This is a genomic window from Curtobacterium pusillum, from assembly GCF_007673235.1.
Taxonomy (GTDB): Bacteria; Actinomycetota; Actinomycetes; order Actinomycetales; family Microbacteriaceae; genus Curtobacterium; species Curtobacterium pusillum_C.
The window spans coordinates 667,684-683,654 of the sequence record NZ_VDZH01000001.1; the positions used below are offsets into that span (position 1 = coordinate 667,684).

Sequence of the window (15,971 nt, forward strand, 5' to 3'; positions counted from 1 at the left end):
GTGGGGTCGGCGGACCGACTCGGTGCGACAACGCCGACGTCGTACGACATCGGATCCGTCACCCGTTGCACGCGCGGGCATTCGCGACCGCGGGACAGCGACAACGCCGACGTCGTACGACATCGGACCTGTCGCATCGAGTCGGCAGCCCGACAGGCACGCGCCGGACGCGCGCACCCAGCGGACGGGAGGCGCGGTGCCGGCTGGCACCGCGCCTCCCGTCCGCTACAGCGTCGCGTCTCAGGCCGCGACGGCCTCCGCAGGCACGGTCGAGCCGTGCGCGTCGGCAGCCGTCCAGAGGGTCGTCGGGTACGCCGCGCGCACCACCGGCACGACGTCGGCGGCGAACCGCTCCAGCGTCGCGAACTGGTCCGCCAGCGGCAGCGTCGTCGGCAACGACACCGACTGCAGGTCCGTCCCGAGTCGCTCGTGGAAGCGCCCGATCTTGTCGACGACCTGCTGCGGGCTGCCGACGAGCGCCGGCCCCTCGGCCACGGCGTGGTCGATGTCGCGGAACGGCGTGTTGTTGCCGGGCACGTCCCGGCGCGCGACGAGGCCCTCGTAGACCGGGCCGTAGAGCGCCTTGGCCTCCTGCGAGGTCGACGCGACGAAGATCCCGCCGGCACCGGCCCCCGCTCCGACGTACGGCGTCCGGTCGGTGTGCCCGGCCTCGGCGAACGCCTGCCGGTACCGGTCGACGAGCACGCCGTAGGCCTCGAGGGGCTGGATCGCGTTGGCGCTGAACAGCGGGTCGCCCCACCGTGCGGCGAGTTCGACCGACACCGTGGACGATGCCGAGCCGTGCCAGACGCGCGGGCCTCCCGGGCGGAAGGGGCGCGGCAGCGTGGTGATGCCCTGCTGCGGGTGGGTGGAGGGTCCGCCCGCCCAGTCAGCGGGCGCCGGGCCCCAGAACGCCCGGAGCGCCGCGTACTTCTCGGCCAGCAGGTCCCACTGGTCGGCGAGGTCGAGCCCGAAGATCGGGTACTGCAGCACCTCGTTGCCCTTGCCGACCGTCAGCTCCAACCGGCCGCCCGAGAGCTGGTCGACGGTCGCGTAGTCCTCGGCGACCCGGACGGGGTCGAGGATCGACAGCACGGTGACGCCGGTCTGCAGGCGGATGCGCGAGGTCGAGGCCGCGATCGCCCCGAGCAGCACGGTCGGTGCGGCGGACAGGAACGGTCCGGCGTGCCGCTCCCCCACGGCGAAGGAGTCGAACCCGAGCCCCTCGACGAACCGGGCGGTCTCGACGACGGACGCCAGGCGCTCGGACGGCGGGACGATGTGCCCGGTGACCGGGTCCTCCTGGTACGGGACGATGTCGAGCAGCTGGAACCGCATCAGCGCACCGCCCCGGCCGGCACGGACTCGGTCGCGGACGCTGACCGAGAACGGTCCGGCGCACCGGCGTCGGCACGCCGTGCCCACTCCGCCGCGAGCATCTCGTAGGAGCGCACCCGTGCCTCGTGGTCGTGCGTGATCGTGGTGACGAGGAGTTCGTCCGCCCCGGTCGCGCGGCGCAGCGTCTCGAGCTGGTCCGCGACCGTACCGGCATCGCCGACGAACCGCGTGGCGATGCGGTCCGCGACCGATGCCGCCGCGGCGTCGTCCAACGGGTGCTCCCGCGCCCAGTCGGGTGTCGGGTACTCGATCGCCCCGACGCCGGAGCGGATCGAGTGCACCCACTGGCCGTAGCCGAGCGCGAGTTCGGACGCCTCGGCGGTGTCCCGGCCGACGACGACGTCCGCCGACACGATGACGTGCGGCGCGTCGAGCACACCCGGCTGGAACGCATCGCGGTAGGCCTGCACCGACGCCAGGACGGTGCCCGGCGACGTGTGGTAGTTCGCGCCGTAGGGCAGGCCGAGACTCCCGGCGGCCCGTGCACTCGCTCCCCCGGTGGAGCCGTGGATCCAGAGTTCGACCGGGGCGTCGGCGGCGGGCGGCGCCTCGACGACCGCGCCGTCGTGCGACCACGTGCCGGCGAACAGCGCCCGGATCAGGTCGAGTTCGCCCTCGAACCGGTCGACGTCGCCCGGCACCCGACCGAGCAGCTCGCCCTGCAGCGCGAACCGGCTGCGCGGGGCGATCCGGAAGTCGAACGGTGCCGGGATGAGCAGCCCGTCGACCACCTCGTCCTCGCGCGGCGAGAGCGACGGCGGCTCGGGGACACCAGGCGCCGCGGCACCAGGCGCTGGGGCGCCGGGCGCGGGTGCACCGGAGCGCCCCAGTCCGAGGTCGATCCGCGGCCCGTACAGCGCGGCGAGCGTGCCGAAGGTCTCGGCGATCTGCAGCCCGCGGACGTTGCCGACCAGGGTCGCCGCGCTGCCGACCCGGATCGTCGAGGTCGCGGCCGCCACGGCGCCGATCACGATGTTCGGCGCACTGCCCGCGACGCCGGGGTTGAGGTGGTGCTCGGCGAGCCAGTACCGGGCGTACCCGGCACGCTCGGCGTGCTGCGCGAGGTCGACCGTCCGGTGCAGCGCCTGCGCGGCGGTGGACCCGACACTGACCGGGACCAGGTCGAGGATCGACAGGGGAACGGCGGTCATGCTGCGTCCTTCCAGGCACCGGTGAGCTGGTCGAGGCGGGTGTCCGCACCGAACGCGATGCCGTGCACGTCCTTCGCGGTGGCGATGATGCTCGTGAGCTCGTGCACCGGGACGAAGTCCACCTGCGAGGCGATCCGCTGCTGGATCGCCGCGAACGTGGCGGTGCGGTCGGTGCCGGACGACTGCGAGAGCTCCTTCGTGAACAGGGCGTCGAGCGTGCCGTCGCCGGCACCGATCGACTGGGCACCGTCGCTCGAGAACTTCGAGCGGAGGACGTCGCCGTCGGCGCGTGAGTTGTTGTCCCACGCGATGTCCCAGTCACCGCTGGTCGTGTTGGCGAGGTACTGCGGGACGGTGCCGCTCTCCAGGGTGAGGCCGACGCCGACCTTCTTCAGCTCCTGCTGGATGAGTTCGAGCGAGGTCTGGTTCGGCCCGAAGTTCGTGATCCAGATGAGCTTGAGCTGCAGCTTCTGGCCGTCCTTCGCGCGGATGCCGTCCGATCCCTTCTCCCACCCGGCTGATTCCAGCGCCTTCTTCGCCGCGGAGGGGTCGTACGAGATCGCCGACGAGGTGTCGGTGTAGCCGGGGGTGGTCGAGCCGAGCACCGAGGTCGCGACCTTGAACAGGTCGTTCAGGGACGTGTCCCGCACGGTCTTCGGGTCGACGGCCTGCGCGATCGCCTTGCGGACGACGAGGTCGGACACGAGCGGGCGCTTCTGGTTGAACGTGAGACCGAACACCTGCCCGGGGTTCGCGCGGGTGACGAGTTCGTACTGTGACTGCAGCGTGTCGACGTCGCTCGGCTGCACGCTGCTGATGGCGTCGAGCTGACCGGACTGGAGGCTGCCGGTGCGGACGCTCGCCTCCGGGACGACCTGGAACGTCACCTTGGACAGGTGCGCCGCGCCGGCGTTCGACCGCGCGGCGGGGCCCCAGTCGTAGTCCTTGCGCTTCGTGAGGACGGTGGAGGTGTTCTTCGTGTACGACGACAGGGTGAACGGCCCGGTCCCGATGACGGCCTTGCCGTCGGCCCGGTCGTCGAACGGCGTCTCGGTGGTCTTCGGCGCGACGATGCCGAGCGCGACCGACGCGGTGGCGTTCGGGAACGCGGCGTTCGGCGTCGTGAAGTCGACCTCGACGGTGTCGTCGTCGATGACCTTCGTCTCCCGGTAGCCGGAGAAGTACGCGGCGGCGGTGCTCGACGCACCGGCCTTCGCGATGTCGTCGAACGTGTCCTTGACCGCGGTCGCGTCGAACGCCGACCCGTCGGAGAAGGTCACACCGGAGCGCAGGTCGAACGTGAACGCGGTGGCGTCGGCGTTCGCCGAGTACTTCGTCGCGAGCCAGGGCTTGAGCGAGCCGTCGGACGGGTCCTGCCAGAGCAGCGAGTCGACGAGCTGCCGGGTGATGGCGAGCGTGTCGTTGCCGGCGCCGGTGCCCGTCGGGTTGAGCGTGATCGGGTCGTTCGCGATCGCGTAGGTGAGCGACCCGCCGTCGACCGGCTTCGACGACGAGGACGACGACGCGGTGCTGCCCGACGAGCAGCCGGCCATCACCAGGGCCGCCGCGGTGCCGGCCGCGATCGCGGCCACCAGACGGATCGGGGTGCGGTGGATGGTCATGAGACTCCTTCGGGTGCGGCAGCGCCGTCGACGACGACGCCTGCGGGGTCGGGTGCGACCCGCCGGGATCGTCCGGGGATCGCGTCGAGCAGGGCACGGGTGTACTCGTGCTGCGGGTGGTGGAGGACGTCGGCGACACCGCCGTGCTCGACCACGCGCCCGCCCCGGAGGACGGAGACCTCGTGGGCGATGCGGCGGACGACGGCGAGGTCGTGGGAGATGAACAGGTACGAGACGCCGAGTGTCTCCTGCAGTGACGCGAGCAGGTCGAGGATCTGCGCCTGCACGGACACGTCGAGCGCCGAGACCGGTTCGTCGAGGACGACGAACGACGGGTCGAGCGCGAGGGCCCGGGCGATCGCGACGCGCTGCCGCTGACCGCCCGACAGCTCCGACGGTCGACGTGCCGCCGCCGAGGCGGGCAGCGCCACGAGGTCGAGCAGCTCCGCGGCGCGGGCCGCACGGGACCGCCTGGTGCCGATGCCGAACGCCGCGAGCGGGTCGGCGATGACCGCCCCGACCGACAGCCGCGGGTGCAGGGCCGCGTACGGGTTCTGCTGCACGATCTGCGCGCGGCGCCGGTACGCCCGCAGCGCCGCACCGCGGGCCGCGGTCACGTCGTCGCCGTCGAACCGGACGGTGCCCGCGTCGGCACGCTCGAGACCGAGCACCAGCCGTGCCGTCGTCGACTTCCCGGACCCGGACTCCCCCACCAGCGCGAGGGTGCGGCCGCGCGGGACGGTCACGTCGACGCCGTCGACGGCGGCCACGCGGGCGAAGGACTTCCGCAGGCCGGTCGCGACGACGAGCGGGTCGGCAGGGTCGGCCTGGAGGCGCGGGGCGGCTCCCACGGACACGGTCACGTCGTCGAGACTGGGCGCCGCTGCGATGAGCGCGCGGGTGTAGGCCTCGCGGGGTGCGCCGAGCACCTCGGCGGGGGTGCCCTGCTCGACGATCCGGCCCTCGGACATCACGACGATCCGGTCGGCCCGGTCCGCGGCGACCCCGAGGTCGTGGGTGATGAAGAGGACGCTCGTCCCCCGCTCGGCGACGAGCCGGTCGAGGTGGTCGAGGATCGTCCGCTGCACGGTGACGTCGAGGGCGCTCGTGGGCTCGTCGGCGACGAGGAGTTCCGGGTCGCCGATCAGCGCGATGGCGATGAGCACGCGCTGCCGCATGCCGCCGGAGAGCTCGTGCGGGTACTGCTTCGCGCGCAGCTCCGGGCGGTCGATCCCGGCGCGGCGGAGCTCCTCCACGGCGCGCTCGTGTGCTTCTGCCCCCGTTGCGATGCCGTGGATCTCGAGCACCTCGGCGACCTGCCGGCCGATCCGCGTGACGGGGTTGAGGGAGACGGTGGGGTCCTGCGGGACGAAGCCGATCCGGACGCCGCGGACACGACGCACCTCGGCGTCGGACGCGGTGACCAAGTCGAGGTCCGCGGAACCGGCGGCGGTCCCGGAGAGCCGCACCGTGCCTCCAGTCAGGTCGGCCGCTGCGGGCAGGAGCCGGAGGACCGCGTGCGCCGTCGTCGACTTGCCCGAACCGGACTCGCCGACGATCGCGACGCGTTCGCCGCGGCCGACGTCGAGGGAGACGCCGTGCAGTGCGGTGCGCGCGTGCCGGCCGTGGCCGTACGCGACCGTGAGGTCGCGGATGCTGAGGAGGCTCATCGGACGGCCCGCCGTTCGGTGTCGAGGGCCCGGGCGACGCGGTTGCCGGCGAGCACCGTGACCGCGATGACGAGACCCGGGATGGTCGTCAGCCACCACGAGGTGGCGATGTAGTCGCGGCCGGTCGAGACGAGCGAGCCCCACTCCGGTGCCGGCGGCTGGGCACCGTAGCCGAGGAAGCTCAGGCTCGAGACGGCGAGGATCGCGGTGCCGAACTCGAGCGCGGCGAGGACGAGCACGGGGCCGGCCGCGTTCGGCAGCACGTGCACCAGCAGCACCCGCCACCAGCGGTTCCCGTTCGCGGTGGCCGCCTCGACGTACTGGGCGGTGCGGACGCGGACGACCTCGGAGCGCATGATCCGGGCGATGGTGGCGATGCTCGCGACGCCGACCGCCACCGCGACGTTCACGGTGCCGAACCCCAGGACGGTGACGATCGTCAACGACAGCAGCAGGCTCGGGATGGCGAGCAGGACGTCCGCGACGCGCATGAGCACCGTGTCGACCACCCCGCCGACGAACCCGGCGAGGAGCCCGAACACCGAGCCGCCGACGAGCCCGATGAGGATCGCGAGGATCGCCGCCTGCAGGGTGAGCGCGGTGCCGTGCACGACCCTGGCGTAGAGGTCGCGGCCGAGCTGGTCGGTGCCGAACCAGTGCGCGGCGTCCGGCGCGGTGAGCTTCACGGCCGGGTCCGCGGCGAGCGGGTCGTGGTGGGTCAGGGCTCCGGGGAGCAGCGCGGCGAGGACGACGAGCGCGAGCCAGAGGACCGCCACGGTGAGCGTCGGCCGGGCGACGAGGCCCCGGAGTGCGGTCGCGCCGCCGGGGACGCGGTCGGTGACGAGCGACGCTGGACGGCCGATCGCGAGCTGCGTGGTCTCGGTCATGCGGGGACCGCCTTCGGTTCGGTGGCGTCGGACGGGGTGGCACCCGGCGTCGCGCCGTCCTGCTCCCGCAGCTTCCGGCGGCTCCCCGCCAGGACGACCCGCGGGTCGAGGAGCGGGTACACGAGGTCGACGACGAGGTTCGCGACGACGAAGATCGCCGCGGCGACGAGCACGATGCCCTGCACGACGGGGATGTCCTGCCCCTGCACGGCGGTCGCGGTGACCCGGCCGAGGCCCGGGCGGGAGAACACCGTCTCGGTGACGACGGTGCCGGAGAACAGCTGTCCGACGATGAGGCCGGTCACGGTGAGTGCCGGCAGCGCGGCGTTCTTCAGCGCGTGCCGGAGCTGCACCCGCCACCGTCCGGCGCCCTTGGCGTACGCGGTGTCGACGTACGGCTCACGCAGCGTCGCGACCAGGGACTTCGACAGCAGCTGGGCGATCGTCGCACCGGTGGGCAGCGCCAGGGTGATCGCCGGCAGGACGACCGACGACGGTCCCTCGCCGCCGAACGCCGGGAACAGGTGCAGGCCGAACGAGAACCACTGCACGAGCAGCAGGGCGAACCAGAAGCCGGGCACGGCGACGCCGATCGGGGGCAGCTGGAGCAGGAACTGGCCGAGGGCACGGTTCCGGGTCCACGTCGCCAGCACGGCGACGCCACCGCCGAACACGATCGCGAGCAGCAGGCCGACGACGGCGATCTGCGCGGTCGGCCCGACGGCCTCGCCGATGACCTCGGTGACGGGTCGTCCGACGCCGATCGAGCGACCGAGGTCGCCGGTCAGCAGTGAACCGAGGTGTTGGAAGTACTGCACGAGCACGGGCTGGTCCAGTCCGTACTGGTGTCGGAGGGCGTCGAGCTGCGCCTGCGTCACGTCGGTGGCGTCCGGACCGAGCATGATCCGGGCGGGGTCGCTCGGCAGGACGTACAGGACGAAGAACGAGATCGTCCACGCCGCCCAGAGCACGAGCACCGCCTGCCCGATGCGCGAGAGCACGTACCGGGTCACGCCGCCACCACCGTCCGTGCGGGCGTCCAGCCGAGCGCCGTCACGCGAGGACCCCCCGGCTGTCCCGGATGTTCCCCGGCAGGCCGAGCGTCTCGCGGAGCGTCGCGCCCTCGGTGTAGGACTCCCGGTACACGCCGCGCTCCTGCAACAGCGGGACGACCGTGTCGACGAACTCGTCGAGGCCGTACGGGTTGGTGTGCGGGACGACGACGAAGCCGTCGGTCGCGCGCTCCTGGACGTACCGGTCGATCTCGGCGGCGATGTGCGACGGCGTCCCGACGAACCCGCCGCGCGTCGACACGCGGATGACCAGGTCACGGATCGACAGCTTCTCCGCAGCAGCGAGGTCACGCCAGGACTGCACGAGCGCGGGGACGTCGCGGGTGTGCCGGGCGCGGCCGCGGGTGATCGCGACGCCGTCGAGGTCCGGCTCGACGTCGGGCAGCGGGCCGTCCACGTCGTACCCGGACAGGTCGCGGTTCCACACCTGTTCGAGGAACGCGATCGCCGTGGCCGGGCTGACCTGGGCGCGCTGGATCGCCCGGGCCCGCTCGGCGGCGTCCGCGGGCGTGTCACCGAGGACGAAGGTCGACGCCGGCAGGATGTGCAGCTCGTCCTTCGAGCGGCCGACGCGCTCGAGTCGCGCCGTGATGTCGTCGTAGTAGGACTTCGCGTCGTCGAACTCGGTGTGCAGCGAGAAGATCACCTCGGCGTGCGCCGCGGCGAGGTCACGCCCCTCGTCGGAGTCGCCGGCCTGCACGACCACCGGGTGCCCCTGCGGGCTCCGCGGCACCGGGAACGTCCCGGTGACGTCGAACTGGGGGCCGTGGTGGTCGACGTCGCGGATGCGGGAGCGGTCGGCGAAGGGGCCACGCGCGAGCCCGGCGGCGGCCGGGTCCGCCACCACGGCGTCGGACTCCCACGAGTCCCAGAGCTCACGGGACAGCTCGATGAACTCCGCCGCCCGCGTGTACCGGTCGGCGTGGTCGAGGAATCCGCCGCGACGGAAGTTCGCGCCGTGGAACGCGTCCGAGCTGGTCACGACGTTCCAGCCGGCGCGTCCGTCGGTGAGGTGGTCGAGCGTCGCGAGCTGCTTCGCGAGTTCGAGCGGCTCGTTGAACGTGGTCTGCAGCGTGCCGACGAGCCCGATGTGGTCGGTGACCCCGGCGAGGGCGGCGAGGATCGCGAGCGTGTTCGGGCGCCCGACGACGTCGAGGTCGTGGATGCGGCCCTTCTGCTCGCGGAGCCGCAGGCCCTCGGCGAGGAACAGGTAGTCGAACAGCCCGCGCTCAGCGTTCCGGGCGAAGTGCTCGAACGACGAGAACGCGATCTGGCTCTCGGCCCGGTCGTCGCTCCAGATCGTGGTGTTGTTGACTCCAGGGAAGTGGGCGGCGAGGTGGACCTGACGCTTGGCGCTCATGCTGAGACCTCCACGGGTGCGGAACCGGAGACGGACGCGTACCGGCTGACCGCCGGGGCGATGCCGAGCCGCGTGCGCAGGTCGGCGGTGGGACGCGAGGCCACGTCGGCGCGGAGGCCGGCCGTGACGAGCGCGGGGACGAGCTCGCGGGCGATCGCCGTGGAGTCGAGCGGGATGCGCAGCGGGCGGAGCCTGACGCCGGCGAACCCGAGGTCCCGCAGGTCACCGATCAGCGTCACGAGCTCGGGCACGGTCATGGCCAGCACGGACGTGTCGGACCCGGACCCGACCGCGTACGGCACACCCGCGGCGGCGTCGAGCGCTGCGAGCTGATCGGCGGCCTCGGCCGCCGACGACCCGATGAGCACCGCGAGGTCGGCGAGGACCGGACGACGGACGTCAGAACCGGCCGCCTGCTCAGCGTCACGGACGAGTGCCAGCGCGTCCCGTGCCTCCAGGCCGCCGTACCCGGGCGTGACCAGCACGACGTCCGCAGCGTCGACGGCGAACGCGGCCGCGTCGGCGCGGTGCGCCAGCGAGAGGACCGGCGGTCGACCCTGCGGCGACCGCGGCACGATCGACGCGCCGTGGACCGAGACGAAGGAGCCCTCGAACTCCGCGTTGTGGATGCGGTCGCGGTCGATGAACCGGCCGGTGGTCACGTCGCGGATGATCGCGTCGTCGTCCCAGCTGTCCCAGAGTCGCGAGACGACCTCGGCGACCTCGCGCGCCTCGTCGAACAGGTCGGCGGCGGTGTCGCCGCCGGGGCGGCGCCCGAAGAGCGCGGCTTCGCGGGGCGTCGGGCTGACCTGGATCCGCCACCCGGCTCGCCCCTGCGAGACGTGGTCGAGGGTCTGGAGGCCCGTGGCGACGTGGAAGGGCTCGGTGTGCGTCACCGAGACGGTCGGCACCAGACCGATCGCGCGGGTCGCGGGCGCGACCGCGTTCGCGAGGAGGAGCGCGTCGAGGCGACCGACGACCGTGCCCGTGTCGAGGTCACCCGCCGCGTCCACCGGACCGGCGGTGAAGGAGTCCTCGATCGTGACGGCGTCGACGCCGAGTCGGTCCTGCTCCACGACGACGTCGCGCCAGTGCCGGAGGCTGGTGAGGCGCTGCGCCGCGGGGCCGGCGGTGCGCCAGGCGGCGGGGTGCCAGCCGGCGCCCTGCAGGGCGGTGACGAGGGTGATGCGGTCGGGCATGGGGTGCGCTTCCGTCGGGTGTGGTCGGTGGTCAGTGCTCGTGCGGGGCGGGAGTCGTGGCGTCGGCGCCGAACTTGAAGCCGAGGCGGCCGTGGGCGAACCCACCGCCGGCGCGGATGGCCGTGGCGACCCAGGCGGCCTCGGCGAGTTCGGCCTCGTTCGCGCCGGCCTTCACCGCGCGCTGGCTGTGGCCGTCGATGCAGTAGACGCACTGCGTGGTGATGCCGACCGCCAGCGCGATGAGCTCCCGGTACTTCAGCGGGATCTCGCGGCCCTCGGGCTGGAACACCGACTCGTCGAACTGCACGAACGCCTTGAGGATGTCCGGGGTCTGCTGCTTGTAGACCTTCGTGAAGGTCTTGTCGTGCTCGCGGTCGAGGTAGTCGGTCATGGTGGCGACGCTATGACCGACCGGGCCCGGGGACGACGGGTGTTGCGGAGCGTGACCGGGCGTTGCTCCGTGTGACGCGGCACCGTCGCCGCGGCGTCACACGGCGTCACGGGCGCGCGGGGCGCGCGCGGACCCCCGCACGCTGCGGACCGGGCCGAGCACCGTGCGAGGTTGCCTACAACCCGCGCGCCCGCGCGCCGAGCCGCCCGCGCAACGTGACGTCCTCGTACGCGCGGTGGAACACCCCGCGACGCTGCAGGATCGGCACGAGTTCGTCGACCACGGTCTCGAGGCCGCGCGGGAACTCGTCGATCATCAGGTTGAACCCGTCGGCGGCCCCGGTCCGGTACCACTCCTCGATGGTGTCGGCGGCCTGCTCCGGCGTGCCGACGACGATCCGGGCGCCGTACCCGCCGAAGCCGCGCAGGACCTCTCGCAGGGAGGTGTTGTGGGAGCGGACCCAGCGGACGACGGTCTCGTGGTACCCGAGCGAGGGGCCGTACGTCACGGGGTCGACCTCGCGGTCCAGGATCGCCGCGGGGATCGGCGCCTCGGGGTCGAGGTCGGTGAGGTCGGCGTCGAGGTGCGTCCCGAGCGCCCGGAGCGAGTACCCGTCCGGGGCGAGGGCCTCGAGCTCGTCGAACCGCCGCTGCGCCTCGGCCTCGGTGCTCCCGAGCACGAGCGACAGACCGGGGACGATCGCAACATCCGCCGCGCGCCGACCGTAGGTCTCGGCCGCCTGCTTCACGGCACGGTAGTGCTCCCGCGCGGGCTCGGGCGTCAGCTCGACGGCGAACACGCCCTCGGCGACCCGGGCAGCGAGGTCCCGCCCGTGCGGCGAGCCCCCGGCCTGGAACACCACCGGGTGCCCCTGCGCCGACGGCGGGACGCTGATCGCCCCCGCGAACTCCGTGAACTCGCCGTGGTGGTCGACGGGGACCCCGGTGGCGGCGGACCGCCAGAGCGCCTGGACGAGGTCGACGACCTCCCCGGCGCGGGCGTACCGCTCCGGTCGCTCCGGGTTCGTCGCGACGCCGAAGTTCGCGGACACCGACCGGTCGTACGTCGTCACCGCGTTCCAGGCCACGCGGCCGCCGGAGACCGTGTCGAGCGACAGCAGCCGCTCGGCGAGGTCCACCGGGTCGTTGTAGGTGGTCGAAGCCGTCCCGACGAGCCCGAGGTGGGTCGTCGCGTCGGCGATCGCCCCGAGCGCCACGAACGGTTCGAGCAGCCCGTACGCGCGCACGTTCGGGTCGCCGAGCGCGGGGTGGTCGGCGAAGAACACCATGTCGAGCAGCCCGCGTTCCGCGATCCTGCCCAGGTCGCCCCAGAACTCGGCGGTGAGCAGGTCGGTCGGCTCGACGTCCTGGGTCCGCCAGGCCGCCGGCCGCTGGCCGAAGCCCTGCAGGTTGACCCCGAGGACGAGCCCGGCGTCGGCGCTCATGCGCCGACCGTCGCGGGGACGGGCAGGCCGAGCAGGTCGCGGAGCGTCCGTCGGTCGGTCGCCGTGTCGGTCGTCGGACTGGAGGCGCGGCTCGACTCCGACACGTCGGCCGCGGCCGGCAACGGAACGAGCGGGTGCGCGACGCCGGTGCCGTCGCGGTGGGCACCGAGCACCAGGTCGGCGCCCTCGTACGCGACGTCGTGCCAGACCGCGAGGACGGGTTCGCCCTGCCGGCTCGACGGCGTCGTCAGCGGCCCGCGGACCCGGTAGCCGCCCGGTCCGCCGTCGTGGTCGAGCGGGCGGATCCGGGTGGTGTCGGCGAACCGGCCCGCCTCGCGGTCGCCGACGATGCTGTCGAGGGGCCACGTGCGCCAGAGGCCGCGCACGACCTCGGCGAACTCGGCCGCGTCGTGCTGCTCCCCCGTCGCCGGAAGCCCGTGGTCCCGCGCGCCGACGACGAGTCCGACTCGGGCGTCGAGCACGTGGTCGAGGGACAGCACCCGGCGGGCGACGTTGTAGGGGTGCTCCCGGGTGGGTGCCGCCGCGACGAGCAGCCCGTGCGTGGGCAGCGCACGGCCGAGGGCGAGCGCCGCCGTCGTCGGGTCGAGTCGGTGACCACGACCGCGTTCGAGGTCGAAGCGGTCGGTGCCGATCGCGACGGCCACGGCACCGGAGGCCCGGATCCGGTCGGCGAGCCGGGCGATCCCGCCGGGTCGGGCGACAGCCGCTGCAAGGTCGGCGTCCGGCACGGTGACGATCGTCGGTGCGGGTGTCTCGGTCACGGTGGTCCCTCCGTACGCGTGCAGAGCGGCCCGCCACCCCGCCTCCCCTGCGTCCGTGGCGGGCCGTTGCCGACGACCGTACGGGGCGGAGCGGGCCCGCCGGGTGCAGGTGTCGTCGGGTTGCGCCTCGTGACGGCGGGTTACGCCCGGTCGAGCGGACTGGCGCCGTTCACGAGCAGGTCGCCGACGATGCGCCGCTTGTGCACGCGCGGGTTGTGGGACGCCAGGGTCCGGGCGTTCCGCCAGTGCCGGTCGAGGCCCAGGGAGCGGAAGGTGCCGCTCGACCCGAGGGCGTCGAACACGAGCGTGGTCGCGTCGAGCACGGCGTCGGTGACGACCGTCTGCGCCTGGGCGACCGCGATCCAGCTCCGCTCGAGGGCGGCGCGCAGGACGGGGTCCGTCGACGGGTCCGCCCCGGTCGCCCGGAGTTCCGTGTGCCGGTCGACGGCGGCGTCCACCGGCCCGAGGCTCGCGGTGAACGCGGAGTCGGCGGCGTACACCCGGGCAGCGACGGTGCCGATCGTGCCCAGCAGCTCGGGGTCCTGCGTCGGGACCTCGGCGGTGCCGTTGTGGTGCCCGCGGGCACGGGAGCGCAGCGCCGCGATCCCCTCACGGAGCGACGCCCGCCCGATGCCGACGAGGATCGCGTGCATCACCGTCTGGTAGTACTGCTCCTGGTACGGGTAGCGCGTCGCGTACGGCAGCACCCGCTCGTCGGGGACACGCACGTCGGTGTACGCCACGCTCCCGCTGCCGGTGATCCGTTGCCCGAAGCCGTCCCAGTCGTCGCCGATCTGCACGCCCGGGTCCCGGGCGTCCACCAGGGCGACGAACCGCGCTCCGGTGTCGTCGAGCGCCAGCACCGTGATCCACCTCGCGTAGACGCTGCCGGTCGAGTAGAACTTCCGGCCGGTCACGCGCCAGCCGCCGTCCGGGTCGCGGGTGATCCGGGTGGTGATGTCGACGCCTGCGGTGTTCGGGGTCTCGCTCCACCCGCCGCCGACGAACTCGCCGCCCCCGAGTCGCGCGACGATCTCCCGGTCGAACGGGCTCCCCTCGGCGTGCACCCGGTCCTCGATGAACGAGAAGTGGTTCCGCCACACGTGCGCGAGGTTCGGGTCGACCTCGGCGATCTCGGCGATCGCGCGGAAGACGTCCGACAGGCGGGCACCGACCCCGCCCCACTCGAGCGGGGTGCGCCAGCGGGCGAACCCGGCCTCGACGAGCCACCTGAGCTGGTCGGTGGCGAGCCGTTCCTCGCGTTCCCGCTGCCGGGCGTCGACGGCGATCCGGTCGATCACCGGTCGGAGCGGCGCGATCAGTTCCTCGTAGCGGGCGTCGGCCGGGATCTCACTCGGGCACATGGCGGCACGCTACCGGCGGGCAGACGTCCGGCTCGTGCCCACCGCAACCCGGCGTCACACCCGCGCGCGGACGGACCGCCATCACCAGACGATGCGTGCGAACTCGTCGCGCAACCGCCGTGCGCGTCCGGGGTGGACCTGCTCGACCCACCCGATCCGTCCGAGCAGGTGCGCCCGGAAGTCGGGGTGGCCCGCACGGTTCTGCGAGGCCGGGCCGTGCACGGCGGCGTTGTGCAGGATCGCGTGCAGCCGGTCGACCTCGCGCCGACCGGGCGAGGTCCGGTCGTTGACGACGACCCCGGTGACCGACTGTCGCGAGCCCCGCCGCCGCACCCGGCTCTTCGACGGGTTCAGCCGGAGTCCCTGTTCCGTCACGATCCGGTCGACCCCGCGGAGGAACGCGTCCGGTCGTGCCGCGAGCCGCTCGTCGCCGCTGAACGTCAGGTCGTCGGCGTACCGGGTGTAGACCGCGCCGACCGAGGCCGCCCACCCCGCGAGCCGCGCGTCGAGGTGCCGGAGCGCCGTGTTCGCCAGCGCCGGTGAGGTCGGTGCGCCCTGCGGCAGGTGTGCTTCCCGGAGCATCCCGCGCAGGGTCTGCCGTTCCTCCGGGCTGCCGCCGTCCGGCATCGCGCTGAGGACGTGCACCGGCACCCGGTGGGTGCAGACGCCGGTGAGGACGTGCGCGAGCGGCTCCGCGAAGCCCGCCGAACGGAAGACCCCGTACACGGTGGGCGCCGTGATGCTCGCGAAGAACGACGTCAGGTCGGCCGTGACGACGACCTGCTGCCCGGTGTGCACTGCGGCTCCGGTCACGACGCTCCGACCACCGACGAAGCCGTGCGCCGCGTCGTGCACCGGCAGCGCGGTGAGGAGCTCGTCGAGGATGGTCCGCTGTGTCCGGCGGAGCAGGTCCATCGGCTTCTCGAGCAACCGCGGCGTCCGCCCGGGCCGACGGATCCACTCCGCGCGGTAGTGGTGGAGCGGGCTCGACGGACCCGGTCGTCGGTTCCACGCTTGGGTGTCCGCGAGCCAGAGCAGCCGCCCGACGGTCAGGTCGAGTTCGCGCGCGAGCTCCGGCAGCGTGTCGACGAGCAGTCGGGACGCGGTCTCCGGTCGTGCCCGGACCGCGGTCGCCCGGCGCGCGGTGATCCGGACCGGTCGGCGGGCCTCGCGGGCGCGGTGCAGTTCGGCCAGCCGCGGTGCTGCTGCGAGCACCGCTGCGAGCTGTCGCGGTGCGTCCACGGGTGGCCGTGGGTACGCGGCGAGGGCCGCCGCGACCGCGAGTCCGACGTAAGCGCGCTCGACGCCCACCACCGCCCAGCCGGCGGCGGTCAGGTCGTCCGGTCCCCAGTGCTCCGCGGTCAGGAACGCGTCCGCGAGGGCGCCGGCGACGACGGACAGGGGCGTGGGGTTCCCAGGGGACCCGTCGGTGCCTCCGTGCGGCGTCGCGCGCGGAGCGCGCCGGCCCGCTCGGGGCGTGTCGTCCTGCTGGTCCTGCGTGCCCCGGGGTGACCCCGGAGAGGTCGACGCGTCACGCGCGCCGGCCGCCTCCCCCGGGAACTCCACCCGCTCACCCTACGGCGACCCCCTGACGGACGGGAGGCACGGGGCGGGCCCGCACCGCGCCTCC

The 15,971-nt window shown here is 73.6% G+C and carries 13 protein-coding genes; all 13 read right to left on the reverse strand.

Annotated features, from left to right (window positions below; translation table 11 throughout):
• Window positions 1–240: 240 nt before the first annotated feature.
• Window positions 241–1,338 carry an LLM class flavin-dependent oxidoreductase gene (locus FS532_RS03090; RefSeq protein ID WP_144750187.1) on the reverse strand — a complete coding sequence of 366 codons (1,098 nt, stop codon included), beginning with the start codon at window positions 1,336–1,338 and terminating at the stop codon, window positions 241–243.
• Complete coding sequence (locus tag FS532_RS03095) at window positions 1,338–2,549, reverse strand: LLM class flavin-dependent oxidoreductase (protein ID WP_144750189.1); 1,212 nt, start codon at window positions 2,547–2,549, stop codon at window positions 1,338–1,340. Before FS532_RS03095 ends, FS532_RS03090 begins: the two co-directional genes overlap by 1 nt.
• Complete coding sequence (locus tag FS532_RS03100) at window positions 2,546–4,171, reverse strand: ABC transporter substrate-binding protein (protein WP_144750191.1); 1,626 nt, start codon at window positions 4,169–4,171, stop codon at window positions 2,546–2,548. Before FS532_RS03100 ends, FS532_RS03095 begins: the two co-directional genes overlap by 4 nt.
• Complete coding sequence (locus FS532_RS03105; protein ID WP_144750193.1) at window positions 4,168–5,841, reverse strand: dipeptide ABC transporter ATP-binding protein; 1,674 nt, start codon at window positions 5,839–5,841, stop codon at window positions 4,168–4,170. Before FS532_RS03105 ends, FS532_RS03100 begins: the two co-directional genes overlap by 4 nt.
• Entirely contained in the window at window positions 5,838–6,728 is an 891-nt protein-coding gene (locus FS532_RS03110; protein WP_144750195.1) for an ABC transporter permease, read from the reverse strand. Before FS532_RS03110 ends, FS532_RS03105 begins: the two co-directional genes overlap by 4 nt.
• Window positions 6,725–7,741: an ABC transporter permease gene (locus FS532_RS03115; protein ID WP_144750197.1), complete on the reverse strand. Its 1,017-nt coding sequence runs from the start codon at window positions 7,739–7,741 to the stop codon at window positions 6,725–6,727. The genes FS532_RS03110 and FS532_RS03115 overlap by 4 nt, the downstream gene beginning before the upstream one ends.
• A 40-nt stretch (window positions 7,742–7,781) precedes the next feature.
• A complete protein-coding gene (locus FS532_RS03120) occupies window positions 7,782–9,161 on the reverse strand; it encodes an NtaA/DmoA family FMN-dependent monooxygenase (protein WP_144750199.1) in 1,380 nt (459 codons plus the stop codon).
• Window positions 9,158–10,360, reverse strand: a complete 1,203-nt coding sequence (locus FS532_RS03125) for an LLM class flavin-dependent oxidoreductase (RefSeq protein WP_144750201.1) — start codon at window positions 10,358–10,360, stop codon at window positions 9,158–9,160. The genes FS532_RS03120 and FS532_RS03125 overlap by 4 nt, the downstream gene beginning before the upstream one ends.
• A gap of 31 nt (window positions 10,361–10,391) precedes the next feature.
• Window positions 10,392–10,751, reverse strand: a complete 360-nt coding sequence (locus FS532_RS03130; protein ID WP_144750203.1) for a carboxymuconolactone decarboxylase family protein — start codon at window positions 10,749–10,751, stop codon at window positions 10,392–10,394.
• 175 nt (window positions 10,752–10,926) lie between these two features.
• On the reverse strand, window positions 10,927–12,195 hold the full coding sequence (locus FS532_RS03135) for an LLM class flavin-dependent oxidoreductase (RefSeq protein ID WP_144750205.1): 1,269 nt from the start codon (window positions 12,193–12,195) through the stop codon (window positions 10,927–10,929).
• On the reverse strand, window positions 12,192–12,977 hold the full coding sequence (locus FS532_RS03140) for an LLM class flavin-dependent oxidoreductase (protein WP_144750207.1): 786 nt from the start codon (window positions 12,975–12,977) through the stop codon (window positions 12,192–12,194). Before FS532_RS03140 ends, FS532_RS03135 begins: the two co-directional genes overlap by 4 nt.
• A gap of 140 nt (window positions 12,978–13,117) precedes the next feature.
• On the reverse strand, window positions 13,118–14,341 hold the full coding sequence (locus FS532_RS03145) for an acyl-CoA dehydrogenase family protein (RefSeq protein WP_144750209.1): 1,224 nt from the start codon (window positions 14,339–14,341) through the stop codon (window positions 13,118–13,120).
• 81 nt (window positions 14,342–14,422) lie between these two features.
• Window positions 14,423–15,907 (reverse strand): reverse transcriptase family protein, encoded by a 1,485-nt coding sequence (locus tag FS532_RS03150; RefSeq protein ID WP_144750211.1) that lies wholly within the window; start codon window positions 15,905–15,907, stop codon window positions 14,423–14,425.
• Between the last annotated feature and the right edge of the window lie 64 nt (window positions 15,908–15,971).